This is a genomic window from Olsenella sp. CU969 (assembly GCF_905219715.1).
GTDB lineage: Bacteria > Actinomycetota > Coriobacteriia > Coriobacteriales > Atopobiaceae > Granulimonas > Granulimonas faecalis.
Window position 1 is genome coordinate 1 of the sequence record NZ_CAJMXC010000050.1, and the last position, 13608, is coordinate 13608.

Sequence of the window (13608 nt, forward strand, 5' to 3'; positions counted from 1 at the left end):
GAACATGGTGGGGGAGTTGGGGATGCCCACGAGAAGGGCGGCCTGGGCCAGGGTGAGGTCCTTGGCCGTGGTGTTGAAGTAGGTCTTGGCCGCAGCCTCGATGCCGTAGGCGCCGTTGCCGTAGTAAATGGTGTTCAAGTACATGTTGAGGATCTGGTCCTTGGAGTACTTCTTCTCCATCTCCACGGCGATGTAGGCCTCGCGCACCTTGCGCTTGAGGGTGCGGTCGAACTGCTCGTCGGAGAGCACTGTGTTGCGCACGAGCTGCTGGTCGATGGTGGAGGCGCCCTCGGAACCGCCGACAAGCGTCACAAGCGCCGCGCGGGCGATGCCTTGGGGGTCGACGCCGTTGTGCTGGTAGAAGCGGATGTCCTCGGTGTCGACGGTGCCCGTGAGCACGTCGGGCGAGATCTCGGANAGCTCAACGTTNCGCCGGTTCTCGGCCATGAACTCCGCGATGACGTTGCCCTTGGAGTCGTAGACCGTGGTGGGCTCCGACACCACGTAGGCGTCTGGCGAGTCGAAGTCGGGAAGGTCTTGGAGCTACCCCTCCACGATGGAGCCGACGGAAAAGGCAAGGGCGATGACGACGAGGACTATGAAACCAAAGAGTCCGGCTGCGCCGAACCCAGCGATGTGGGTGCGTGAGTGCTTGCGGGCACGTNGCGTCCTGANNCCCATGTAGCGACCTCCTTTGGGGGCTTGGTCGCTAGTCATTATCAAGGAACCGAGGGCCGAAGGGGCCTGCTTGTGCGTGTCTCCACGGCATTTTGGAAACGGTGGGGGTTCTCGGAGCCGATGCGCAGAAAATGGCCCCTCGTTCGTCAGGCTGTTTTCAGTGGTTTTGATAGCGGTTATACTTCGGCCCATATGAAACGACGTAACGAAACAGGAGGGGCTTGAATGAAGGAGAAACGCGAGGTTCGCAGCAAGAACCCCGGCCTCAAGNGCGCCTTTAAAAGAGCCGCCGTCTCCGCCTGTGCGGCCGCTGCGGTCTCGTTGGCCTTGGCGGTGCCGGCCTTTGCCGCCTGCGGTCCGGTGGTGCTCGACGCGGGCCACGGCGGCGGCGATTCTGGCGCGGTGGGAAACGGCCTCACGGAGAGCAACCTCACGTGGAGGATCACCAAGTACGCCGAGGAGCGCCTTAAGCAGCTGGGCATCCCCACGGTCATGGCGCGCGCCTCGGAGAACTCAAATCCGTCGCTCTACCAGCGCAACAAGGTGGCGCAGGATGTGAAGGCGCGAGCCATCGTCTCGTTTCACATCAACAGCGGNGGCGGCACCGGCGCCGAGGTGCTCGTGGCCAACAACGCCGCATACAACAATTTCTGCGCCTCTGAGACCCAGTCGTTCGGCCGCGACGTGCTGTCGCGACTCTCGTCTCTGGGCCTCTACAATCGCGGGAACAAGCCGCGCGACTACCCGTCGGGCTCCACGGTGTCGCTCTATGCGAGCGCCCAGTCGTCCGACTATTACGCCATCGTGCGCAATGCCNGCGTTTCGGGCTTCTCGGGCGCCATCATCGAGCACGGCTTCATCGACAGGGGCGACGACGCCCTCAAGTTCAAGAGCGATGCCTTTTTGAAGCAGCTTGGCTATGCCGACGCCGAGGCCATCGCCCGTCAGTGGCCCAACAGCTACNGCCGGCCTGCCGCCAGCTCCTATAGCAGCCGTTGGGTGGCGTCTGGAAGCCGTTGGCGCTGGTTCGACGTCTCCGGGGCCTACGGCTCCTATGCCGCTGGCAGGTGGGTCGACTCCGGCGGTAGCCGCTACTACATCGGCGGCGACACCTACATGGTGACCGGTTGGGCGAAGATATCCAACCAGTGGTACTACTTCAACGCCCCTAACGGCGACNTGGCCAAGGGNTGGAAACAGGTCGGCGGCCAGTGGTACTGGCTGCGCCCGTCCGGCAACGGCTACGGCCCTGTCGGTTCCATGGGCACGGGCTGGCTCCAGCTTGACGGTCAGTGGTACTACCTTGACGGCTCGGGCGCCCGCGTCGAGGGCTGGCGCGACATCGACGGCAAGCGCTACTACTTCACGCCCGGGTCCGGTCGGATGGTCACCGGCGTCCAGACGATCAATGGCGTCCAGTATCGGTTCGACGGCTCCGGGGCCTGCCAGGGGCAGGTGAACAAGACCGGATGGAGCTTTGAGAACGGCGCTTGGTATTACTACGAGAACGNCAAGAAGGTCACGGGCTGGAAGGACGTCTCCGGCCAGCGCTACTATCTCGATCCCGCCAACGGCGTCATGGCGCAGGGCTGGAAGAAGGTCTCGGGCACGTGGTACTGGTTCCGCACNTCCTCCGGGAGCGGTCCTGCCGGCTCGCTCGGGCGCGGCTGGCTTTCCGACGGCGGGCAGTGGTACTTCCTCGACCGCTCAAGCGGCGCCATGNGCACCGGCTGNGTCGACGACGGCGGCGCGCGCTACTGGCTGCGCGTCGACTCCTCGAGTGGCCCCGAGGGCTCCATGGGCAAGGGCTGGCTCGCCCGCGACGGCCACTGGTACTTCCTCGACCGCTCGAGCGGCGCCATGGCGCGCGGTTGGCGCGACATCGACGNCAAGCGCTACTGGTTCGACACNAGCGGCGCCATGGCCACGGGCACCCGGACCATCGACGGCAAGACCTGCGTCTTCGACGCCAGCGGTGCCCTTGTGTCCCAAAGCGTTGTGAANAGCGGCTGGCAGANNGAGGGCAGCGCCCGCTACTANTACGAGAACGGCCGCAAGGTCACCGGGTGGAAGTCCCTCGACGGCCACTGGTTCTTCTTCGACCGCTNCTCCGGCGCNATGCGCACCTGCTGGATCTCCGACGGCGGCAAGCGCTACTATCTGCGCACCAGCTCCGCGTACGGCCCCGTGGGCTCCATGGGGACCGGCTGGCTCTCCGACGGAGGCAAGCGCTACTTCCTCGACCGCTCGNGCGGCGCGGCCGCGACCGGCGTGCGCGTGGTGGACGGCAGGGTCTGCAACTTCGCCTCCGACGGCGCCCTCGCCTCCGACGGCCCCCTGAACGCTTGGTACGACGCCTCGTGGCGCCCGTCGAGCTCCTCGGTGTCGGGCTCCAAGGTCCACTTCTTCGACGCGAGCGGCAAGGAGGCCTGCACCCGCACCACCAACACCCCTGTCATGGGCTCCTCCTCCATGGGCAAGGACGCCTTCGTGAAGGCCTTCGCCGCCAAGATCCAGGGCAACTACCCGCAGGTCTNTCGCTCCGACGCCAAGTACGGCGCCACCACGCCCGAGGCCTTTGCCGCCGCTGCGTGGAANGCCGCCACTTCCGAGGGCGTGCGCCCCGAGGTCCTGGCCGCCCAGGTGGGCAACGAGACCGGCTGGCTGCGCTTNGGCGGCATCGTCAACGCCAACCAGTGCAACTTCGGCGGCCTGGGCGCCCTCGACGGCAACGCCAACGGCAACGCCGCCACGTTCAAGAACGTGCAGGAGGGCCTGCTGGCCCAGGCCCAGCACCTCAAGGCCTACTCCTCCAAGGCGGCGCTCAGCCAAGCGTGCGTCGACCCCCGGTTCCACCTTGTGAACCGTGGCATCGCGCCCTACCTGGAGGACTACGGTGCCGACGGTCACGGCGGCCTCGTGNGGGCGAGCAACCGCCTCTACGGCCGCGACCTCTTGTCCGCCATGAGGTCTATCACCGGCTAGGGCGTCGCGCCGAGCGCGTTTGTAAGAGGGCCGCATCCGGGAGTGCCGGGTGCGGCCCTTCTTTGGGGTAGCATGGCTAGGCACACGCAACGACCCGGGCCACCGGGCAGAACGAAGGGATCGCCATGCTCAGCGCCGAGGAGCAGTTGAAGGTCATCGAGAGCGGCACGATGCAGATCGTGCCCTTGGCGGGGCTTAAGAAGAAGCTCGCCGAGGGACGCCCCCTCACCATCAAGCTGGGCGTGGATCCCACAAGTCCCGACCTGCACCTCGGCCATGCGGTGCCCCTGCGCAAGATGCGCCAGTTCCAGGACCTCGGCCACAACGTGGTGCTTATCATCGGCAGCGGCACCGCCCTTATCGGCGACCCGTCGGGGCGCGACTCCACCCGCCCGCCCCTCACCGAGGAGCAGGTGGAGGCCAACGCCGCCACCTACGTGGAGCAGGCCATGAAGGTGCTCGACCCCGAGCGCACCCGTGTGGTGTTCAACGGCGAGTGGTTGAAGCCCCTGGACCTCGCCCAGATGCTCGGCCTCATGGGCAAGTTCACCGTGGCCCGCATCCTGGAGCGCGAGGACTTCTCCAACCGCTACAAGAACCAGCAGCCCATCGCCTTGCACGAGTTCCTCTACCCGGTGCTGCAGGCCTACGATTCCGTGGTCGTGGAGGCCGACGTGGAGATGGGTGGCAACGACNAGATATNCAACCTTCTGGCCGGCCGCGACCTCATGGAGAAAAGCGGCATGGAGCCGCAGGTGGCCCTCACGATGNCGCTGCTGGTTGGCACGGACGGCGCCAAGAAGATGTCCAAGAGCTACGGCAACTACGTGGGCCTCACCGACGACGCGGCCGACATGTACGGCAAGCTCATGTCCATCCCCGACGAGCTCATCGCCACGTACTACCGCCTGGCCTCCACCCTTCCCGTGGACGAGGTGGACGCGATTGAGGCCGGGCTTTCCGACGGCACGGCCGACCCCTACCGCCTCAAGCGCGAGCTGGCCGCCAACATCTGCGACCTCTACCACGGCGAGGGGGCGGGCGAGAAGGCCGCGGCGGCTTTCGACGCCCTGTTCAAGGAGCACAAGCGCCCCGAAGCGCCCGAAGTGGCCGTGGAGCTTGTCCCCAACGACGAGGGCTGCATCTACCTGCCGCCCGTGCTCGTGGCCTGCGGCCTGGCAAAGTCTGCCGGCGAGGCCCGGCGCCTCATCGACGGCGGCGCCGTGCGCCTGAACGACGAGCCGGTGGCGCCCAAGGACTACAACGTCGACCCGGCCCGCGTCGCGGGCNCCTTCGTCCAGGTGGGCAAGNGCCACGCCGCACAGCTGGTCTAGGCCGTGGGGAAGCGCTTTTTGGAGCTGTTGGCGCCGGCCGGCACAAAAGACGCCTTCTGGGCCGCCTTGGCAGGCGGTGCCGACGCCGTCTACTGCGGCTTGGGCAACGACTTCAACGCCCGCCGTGGCGCCGACAATTTTGACGACGAGACGTTCGCCACATGCTNCCGTNCCGCGCACGTGGCCGGCGCCCGGGTGTNCGTGACGTTCAACGTGGTCATCCAAGACGACGAGATGCCCCGCGCCCTGGCGAGCGTGGCCAGGGCCGTGCGCTTGGGCGCGGACGCCCTCATCGTCCAAGACTGGGGCCTCGCCGCCGAGGCCAAGCGCCGGTGGCCTGAGGTGGAGGTGCATGTCTCCACCCAGGCCAACGTGCAGGACCCTCACGGCGTGGCCTGGTGCGGCCAACAGGGTTTTGAACGCGTGACCCTGTNGCGCGAGCTCGCGCTTGACGAGATCGCCNCATGCTGCGCCACGGGAGTGGAGTGCGAGGTCTTTGGCCACGGGGCGCTGTGCTTTTGCTACTCCGGCCTCTGTCAGATGAGCTCGCTGCGCGGGCCTCGGTCGGCCAACCGCGGACTGTGCGCACAGCCCTGCCGGCTGCCCCACACCCTCGAGGACGCCTCGGGCAGAAGGCTCGGCCCCGTTTCNTGGGAGNGGGGCCTTTGTCCCAAAGACGCGCTCTCGCTGAGCCACTTGGCCGAGCTCGTGGACGCGGGCGCCGGCTCTCTCAAAGTGGAGGGCCGCATGAAGGCACCTGAGTACGTGCTCTCCGTGGTCTCCGCCTATCGAGAGGCCGTCGACGCCGCGGTGGGCGATGCCAAAGGGCCCGTCGACCCCGATGGGGCGCTTTACCGCCGGCTCAAGCGGGCCTTCAACCGCGACTTCACCGACGCCTATCTCATGGGCCGCTCGGGAAACGACATGATGAGCTACGAGCGCTCCAACAACCGCGGCGAGACCGTGGGCACGGTCATGGCCTGCTCTGCGTCCGAGGCGTCCGTGGCCTTGGACGCGCCCGTGGGCAAGGGCGACCTGCTCGAGTTTCGGCCGGTGGATGCCCCCGACACGTTCTTCTGCGTCACGGCCCAGGCAGACGCTGCCGCCGGTGCGCGCTTTGCCTGCCCCGTGCGGCGCCGAGTGCCTACGGGCACCCCGGTAAGGGTGCTGAGGAGCCAAGCGGCCCTTGNCGCCGTCTCTGCCGTGGAGGGGCGCGCCTGGCCGAGACGTAGGCCCGTGGACGTGGCCGTGCGCTGCGTCCTCGGCGAGCCGCTGCGGGTGCGCCTGTCGTGCGCGGACGGCAGCGCTTGCGCCGAGGCCGTGGGCCCTGTGGTGGAGGCCGCGCGCACGAAGGAGCTGGTCGAGCAAGACGTCGCCGCCCATGTGGGCCGTATGGGGGAGACCCCTTTTGAGGCCGCCTCCATGGATGTGGAGCTCTCGCCCGGCTGCGGCATGGGCTTTTCTGTGCTGCACCGCGTGCGCGCCGAGGCGGCCTGCGCCCTGGTGGCCGCCATCGAGGCACCTTACGAGGAGCGTGCCGCTGCAGCGGCCGCGCCCCCGTCGTGGGAGGTATGGGGCGAGCAGTGCGCCGAGCGTCGCACACGGCGGGCAGGTAGCGCCCGACGCCGCGTTCCACGGGACGCCAAGGACCGTGAAGGGGCCCTGCGACAAGCGGCCCTTCGCGCCGAAGTGTGCTGCTTGGCGCCCTCGCCCGAGGTAGCCCATACCGCTTTTGAGGCCGGGGCAGGGCGCGTCTATGTGCCGGGAGACGAGCTTCTGGCCGCGCCCGAGGCCTTTCCGGCCGGCTGCATCCCCGTTTTGGACGAGGTCTGCCGCGGGCCCGACCACAGCCGCATCGACCCGCTCGTTGTGGCCGATGCCCCCGTCGCCGTGGGAAACGTGAGCGAGCTTGCCCTGGNGGCCGAGCGCGGGGCCGCCCCGGAGGTGCGCGGCTGCATTCCGGTGCACAACCGCAGCTGCGTGGAGGCNCTGGAGGAGGCGNGCNCCGCGGCGTTCTGGCTCTCTCCGGAGCTCACCGTGGCGCAGATGGCCCCGGTGTGCCGCGCCGCCTCGGTGCCTGTGGGGGTCACGGTGTACGGGGCCGTGCGCGCCATGACGAGCGAGCACTGCGTGCTCCAGATGGCCGACGCCTGCATCCATGACTGCGTTTGCTGCCGCCTGCGCGAGCGCGACCTTTACCTGCGAAACATCGACGACCGCAGGTTGCCCGTGCGCACCGACCGCCAGGGCCGCTCGCGCATTTGGTGGGACGAGCCCGCAGACTCCGTGCCCAAGGTGCGCGAGCTCTTGCTGGCAGGGGTGGAGCGCCTTTTGGTGGACGCCACCCTGCTCGACGCCGATGGTGCGGCCCGTCAGGTGCGTCGCGCCGCCGACGCCCTGACGGCCGTGGCGGCAGGAGAGGCCCTGCCNGCGCCGGAGCCCGGCAGCACCTTGGGCCATCTCTTCTCCAAGGTGGACTGAGGCGGGGTGCTTCGACGAATTTAGCTCTGTCGCTGTACAGGCGCCCCTGTTGGCCGGAATGGTCCGTTCGGACAACGACACATTCCGGCAAAAGGAGAGGGCCATGGCCGACGACGCCCAGAGCCATCGGGAAAGCCCCGCGAGACCCCAGCCTCCCGAGGCGATGCCGCCGTCCGGGAGTTCCGGCTCTCAGGGTGCGCCGGGCCACGGCCGGCGCACCCTGGCGATCGTGGCGTGCGTGACCGCCCTTGCGGGCCCGTGCCTGGGCGTGTGGGCCTTCTCGGCCGGCGCGGCGTCCGTAAACCGGCAGACATCGGCCCAGCAGCCGCAGTCCGCTTCCTCCTCGTCCTCAGGCACGGTTTCGGACGGCGCCGATGCCGGTGGGGGCGCCGTCACGTCTGTGGACGGCCTGGCATCCGGTGGCCGGGGCTATTGGCAGCTCGAGGTCAANGACCGCCCTNCNGCGGCNANNNNGCCGGTNGCCGCAGGCGACNGGGTGGAGTGCGACTTCGAGGACTTCAACTAGGACGTCCGGCGGGCGCCGGCGCCCGGCTCTTCTCAGGGCCTTCACCTATCGACGTCATGAAGCTGGTACCATGCCGAAAGAAAACACCTGCGCCTCGCCGGGATTTCGCGAGGCGCCGACCCAAAGGAGGCCCCTATGGCCGTTGACGAAGAGCTGCTCGAGAAGGTGCTCGATGCCGTGCGCCCCAGCCTGCAGGCTGACGGCGGCGACTGCGAGCTTGTGGGCGTGGACGAGAACGGCGTCGTCTCCCTCGAGCTCAACGGCGCATGCGCCGGCTGTGCCCTTTCGGGCATGACCCTTTCCATGGGTATCGAGCGCGTTCTCAAGGAGCACGTCCCCGGTGTCACCGCCGTCCGCGCCGTCTAGGGGTGAGCACCAGCGGGTCCGTTGAGGACAGGNGCACCAGGCCGCTTTCCATAAAACAAAACATGGCGTGGAACAGCGCGGGCTNGTTTTTCAACCTGCTCTGCCAGTGGCTTATCACCGTGCTTGTGCTGCGCCTCTCCGTGGGCTACGACGCAGCGGGCGTCTACTCCTATGTGATGAGCGTCTATCTCATCTTTGCGCCCGTGGTGGACTACCGCCTGTATGTCTATCAGATCAGCGACCTTCACGGCGAGCATACCCTGGGAGAGTACCTGGGGCTGCGGCTGATCACAGGGGGCCTGGGNATCGTCTTGCTNATGGCNTACNCCCTGGTCACAAGNNCTTCCGACCTGCTGCTTCCCATCTTTTGCTATGCCCTCTATAAAGTGGCCGCCACCACGCTCGATGCCGTGCACGGCTTTGAGCAGGTGCGCGGCCGCATGGACTACATCNGCATCTCCTACGCCCTCCNGGGCCTTGTGACCATCGTGGTGTTCGCCGGGGTCTTCGCGGCAACCCAGAACNTCACCNTCGCCCTGTTCTGCCTCTTTCTGGGCATGTGCGCCGTGGGCGTCTTCTACGACCTGCCCCATGGGCGCTACTTCACCGAGTTCAAGGTGGGCATTTCCTGGCCCAAGACCAAGCGCATGCTCGTGCGCTGCGCCCCTGCCGTGATCGCTTTCGTCACCATTTCGGGTGCCACGTCCGTTCCGCGCCAGTACCTGATGGTTGCCATGGGCGAGGCGGCCCTTGGCGCNTACGGGACCATGGCGGCCCCCATGGCCATCGTGCAGACCGGGGCGGCCTATATCTACAACCCGCTGCTGGGCTACTTCACCGACGCCTACGAGCGCGGCGACGGCGCCCGCTTCTGGAGGCTCATGGGCCTTGTGGCGGCAGGCATCGCGGCCATCGGCGTCGTGTGCATTGCGGGCGTGGAGCTGTTCGGCGAGTTTCTCTACACCCTCGTGTACGGCTCGCGCGTTGCAGACTATGTCTACCTCCTGCCGCCGCTCGTGGGGGCCTCGCTCGCCATTGCCTTTTTGAGCTTTATGGACAGCCTCGCCGNCGCGGTGCGCCTGTTCAAGATCAACCTTGCAGGCGGCGGCATTGCCCTGGCGGTCTCCCTTGCGGCCATGGTGCCCCTGGTGGCGGCGTTCCAGCTCAACGGCGTCACGTTTGCCGTCGTCCTCTCCTGCCTGTGCGGGGGCGGCTTTAACATGCTCGCGCTACGCCGCTCCATGGCAAAACGCTTTAGCCAGGGGGAGGGGAGCGGCCCTGTGGGGCGCCCCTAATCGAAAAANACCTTATCCGCTCGAAAGGAGCCTGCCATGGTCTTGTCGGACCGAGACATCAAACGAGAGCTTGCCGAGGGCCGCATCGTCATCGAGCCCTTGCTCGACCGCGACGTGCAACCGGCCTCCGTCGACGTCCGCTTGGGCGCCAACTTCAGGATCTTCCGCAACTCCACCCACGCCTTCATCGACCCCATGGCCGACCAGCCCGATCTCACGGAGGAGGTCGTGGTGGCGCCGGGCGAGGCCTTCATCCTGCACCCGGGCCCGTTCNCCCTCGGCACCACCCGGGAGCGCATCGTGCTCCCCGACGACGTCCTCGGCAAGCTCGAGGGCAAGTCGACCCTGGGGCGCCTGGGCCTCATGATCCACTCCACCGCCGGCTACGTCGACCCCGGCTGGGACGGCGAGCTCACGCTCGAGCTCTCCAACGTGGCCACGCTGCCCATCATGCTGCGCCCCGGCATGCGCATCGGCCAGTTGAGCTTCGAGCGCATGAGCAGCCCCGTGGAGCGGCCCTATGGGTCGGCGGCCTTGGGCAGCCACTACCAGGGGCAGATGGGCGCAACCGCCTCCCGGGTGCTCACCGACTGAGATGCGGCCCACGATTTAAGCTTGATGTGAAACAATGCAATATGATGAGGATTACGCCTTTGCTCGATTGAAGGCGTAGCCTAGTGTGCCGGCCGCAACGGCGGTCGGTTTTTCATCTGCCGAGCTGAGGGGAAGGGAAGGACCTTGAACAAGCGGGCCTTTCTTTTTCTGGGGGCGCTCCTCTGCGGCGCCGTGGCGTTTGGTGCGCCCACGGCCGCGCGGGCCGAGGCGCTTCCGTCAAATTACGCGAAAATCTATGTCGTGTCGGGTGCCGACACCGACGCCATCGTCTTGGAGAGCGTGCGCGACGGCCAAAAGGTCTTTGGCGTCGTGGACGCCGGCGAGGACGACGACGCCCCCGACGGCAGCGACCCGCGCTACCCTGCGCGCCCGGGCATTACCCGCGGGTCCGGCATCACCGACCGCGTGTTCGCGCTGCTCGACGGCTTGGGCGCCACCGCTGACAACGTGGAGTTCTTTATCGGCACGCATCCCCACAGCGACCACATCGGCGGCGCCGACGAGCTGATAGAGCGCTACCGCCCTGAGCGCGTGTACCTGATGCCCTACAACGACGACTGCGTCTCGACCCCCTCCCGCCTGTGGGACAACCTGTACGTCTACGACCAGGCCGTTGCCGCCGCCGAGTCTTGCGGGGCCGTGCTCGTCCAGTCGTTCGACCCTGCCGCGCCCGTCAATCCCGGCGTGACCACCGATGGGGACGGCAACGTGGTGGTGGACCCATCTCCGCAGGTGGGGAACCCGAGGTTCTCGCTGGGCGCCATGGAACTCGAGGTGGTCAACTACGACCAGGACTACCTCTCTCAGCCCAAGTGGGACGCCAACGAGTTCTCGCTGGGCGTTGTCGTGTCCGCCAACGGGCACAGGGCCTTTCTGGCCGGCGACATCGACAACGTGGACGGCGACGAGGACCGCCTGGCCAGACAGGTGGGCAACGTGGACGTCATGAAGGTCGCCCACCACGGTTGGGCCAAGTCCANCACCTCGGCCCTCATGGAGGCCTTGGACCCCGACATGTGCGTGATGACCGCTCCCATGCGCACCGTCACCCCTTCGGACGCGCTGCTCGGCTGGCTTGCCGGTCGCAGACCCCTGGTCCAGTTCATGGATACCGGCACGGCGCGGCGTGCGGGCCTCGACTCCATCGTCATCGACCTCACGGGCGCCGTCATCACCAACAACTGGCCGGAAGACGCCGACGCCACCTACGTGCGCAACGAGTCACCCCACTGCGTGTCGATCGTGGGCGGCCACCTCAAGCCCTTGGTCGGCTGGCACACGGACCCGGCCGGGAACCGCCGTTATTTCGACGACAGCTGCTTTGCGGCGGAGAGCCGCTGGGTGAGCGCCGACGGCGGGCGCTATTGGGTGGACGCCGAGGGCCTGGTGGCCAGCGGCGGCACCGCCAAGATGGACGACGGCTCCATGCGCCTTTTTGATGCGGGCGGGAAGCTGGTGGAGGGCAGCGGCTGGAAGCTGTTGTCCGGCCGCTACTACCTGCTCGACCGAGACTCCCGGGTTCTCATCGGCTGGCAGAGAGTGGGTGGCGACACCTACTACCTCGACCCCCAGACCGGCGTTATGGCCACGGGTTGGACCAAGGCGGGCGATGACTGGTACTGGCTGCGTCCCAACGGCGCCAGGGGGTCCGGCTGGCTCAACGACCGCGGCGCCTGGTACTTCCTCGACCGCTCCTCGGGCGCCATGCAGGTCGGATGGCTCAACGTGGACGGCTCGCGCTACTTCTTTGACAGGGGAACGGGCGTCATGGCCACCGGCTGGACCAAGGTCGACGGCACGTGGTACTGGCTGCGCCCCACGGGCTCCTCATGGGGCCCGCAAGGGTCGGTGGGCACNGGATGGCTCCAGNACGGCGGCCGGTGGTACTACCTCTCGGGCTCCGGCGCCATGACCACGGGGTGGCAGCGCGTCGGCGGCGCCTGGTACTGGCTGCGCCCCACGAGCTCCCCGTACGGCCCGGAGGGTTCTATGGGCACAGGCTGGCTCGACGACGGCGGCACGTGGTACCACCTGTCTGGCTCCGGCGCCATGGACACCGGCTGGCTCAAGAAGGGCGGCTCCTGGTATTGGCTGGCAAGCTCCGGCGCCATGCAGGTCGGCTGGCAGCGAGTGGGCGGCACGTGGTACTACCTCGACCCCAAAACGGGCGGGGCCATGGCCACGGGCACTGTGGTCATCGACGGGCGGCAGGAGCGGTTCTCGTCGTCCGGTGCCTGGTTGGGCTAGGCTGTCTTAGGTCACGTCCCCCATCTCGGTTTGGATCCTTATGCTCAACGAGCTCTACCATAGCCNCAGCCCTGTCGCCTTCGAGCTGGGGCCCCTCGTGGTGCGCTGGTACGGCCTTGCCTACCTCGCGGCCTTCGTTGTGGGCGGCCTCGTCATCGGGCGCATCGTCAAGCGCTGGTCGCTCGACCTGTCGGCAGACGACATCATGACCGGCGTCATCGGCGTGGCCTTCGGCGCCATCATCGGCGGCCGCTTGGGCTACGTCCTGTTCTACGGCGCCGGCTACTATTGGGCGCACCCGCTGGAGATCCTCGCTTTCTCCCAAGGGGGCATGAGCTTCCATGGCGGCCTTGTGGGTGCCATTTTGGGAGGCATCATTGCGTGCCGTCCGTTTCACATCTCCGTGGCAACCTTTTGCGACCTCGGCGTCATTGTGGCCCCCATCGGCCTGTTCTTCGGTCGCCTGGCCAACTTCGTCAACGGCGAGCTCTGGGGCAAGCCCACCGACCTTCCTTGGGGCGTGGTGTTCGAGACAGGCGGTGCCGTGACGNGCCACCCCTCCCAGCTCTACGAGGCGTTTCTCGAGGGAATCGTGCTCTTTGTCATCCTCTACGCCCTGTCGCGCAAGCTCCCGCCCAGGCCCCAGGGTACGTTTCTCGGCTGGTTTCTCGTGCTTTACGGGTGTTTTCGCATCCTTGTGGAGTTCGTTCGCGTGCCCGACGCCCAGCTCGGCTACCTTTTTGGCCCCATCACCATGGGGCAGGTGCTGAGCTTGCCTTTGGTGGCCGCAGGTGTTGCCGTGCTGGTATGGGCCCACAAGACCAGGCGTCCCCAGCGGGGCCACACCTACGACACGACCCAAGGTGCGGACCGNCCCGTTGATTAGGGGCAAAACGGAATAGTTCAGTATTCGTTTCTTGTGATACCTTGATAGATGCTGATACGCGCATTCGGAAGGGGCGGGAAGCGCTGTGGATATGAGCAGGAAGAGGACTGCCGCAGCAGCCGCTGCGGCTTTGGCTTTGGTCTGGGGTCTGGGGTCGGCTGCCCCCGCCGTCGCCGAGGATGCCTCCGACCTTTC

The 13608-nt window shown here is 67.2% G+C and carries 8 protein-coding genes; 7 read left to right on the forward strand and 1 reads right to left on the reverse strand.

Going from position 1 to position 13608, the window contains the following annotated elements; all coding sequences use genetic code 11:
• Positions 1 to 504: transglycosylase domain-containing protein (locus JX283_RS05945; protein WP_370583420.1), on the reverse strand; the 504-nt coding region annotated here is incomplete at its 3' end.
• A 399-nt stretch (positions 505 to 903) separates the two neighbouring features.
• Here JX283_RS05945 and JX283_RS05950 point away from each other — a divergent pair.
• From JX283_RS05950 to lgt, 7 genes are all read left to right on the forward strand, one after another.
• Entirely contained in the window at positions 904 to 3663 is a 2760-nt protein-coding gene (locus tag JX283_RS05950) for an N-acetylmuramoyl-L-alanine amidase (RefSeq protein ID WP_204829759.1), read from the forward strand.
• A 125-nt stretch (positions 3664 to 3788) separates the two neighbouring features.
• Positions 3789 to 4997, forward strand: a complete 1209-nt coding sequence (tyrS, locus tag JX283_RS05955) for a tyrosine--tRNA ligase (RefSeq protein WP_204829760.1) — start codon at positions 3789 to 3791, stop codon at positions 4995 to 4997.
• A gap of 66 nt (positions 4998 to 5063) precedes the next feature.
• The gene (locus JX283_RS05960) at positions 5064 to 7478 is read left to right on the forward strand and encodes a U32 family peptidase (RefSeq protein ID WP_239652498.1); all 2415 of its coding nucleotides are present in this window, start codon (positions 5064 to 5066) and stop codon (positions 7476 to 7478) included.
• A 661-nt stretch (positions 7479 to 8139) separates the two neighbouring features.
• Positions 8140 to 8370, forward strand: coding sequence for a NifU family protein (locus tag JX283_RS05965; RefSeq protein ID WP_135977734.1), 231 nt, complete (start codon positions 8140 to 8142; stop codon positions 8368 to 8370).
• A 1331-nt stretch (positions 8371 to 9701) separates the two neighbouring features.
• Complete coding sequence (gene dcd, locus JX283_RS05970; protein WP_204829762.1) at positions 9702 to 10259, forward strand: dCTP deaminase; 558 nt, start codon at positions 9702 to 9704, stop codon at positions 10257 to 10259.
• A 144-nt stretch (positions 10260 to 10403) separates the two neighbouring features.
• Entirely contained in the window at positions 10404 to 12527 is a 2124-nt protein-coding gene (locus JX283_RS05975; protein ID WP_204829763.1) for an MBL fold metallo-hydrolase, read from the forward strand.
• A 40-nt stretch (positions 12528 to 12567) separates the two neighbouring features.
• Entirely contained in the window at positions 12568 to 13413 is an 846-nt protein-coding gene (gene lgt, locus JX283_RS05980) for a prolipoprotein diacylglyceryl transferase (RefSeq protein ID WP_204829764.1), read from the forward strand.
• The last annotated feature ends 195 nt before the right edge of the window (positions 13414 to 13608 follow it).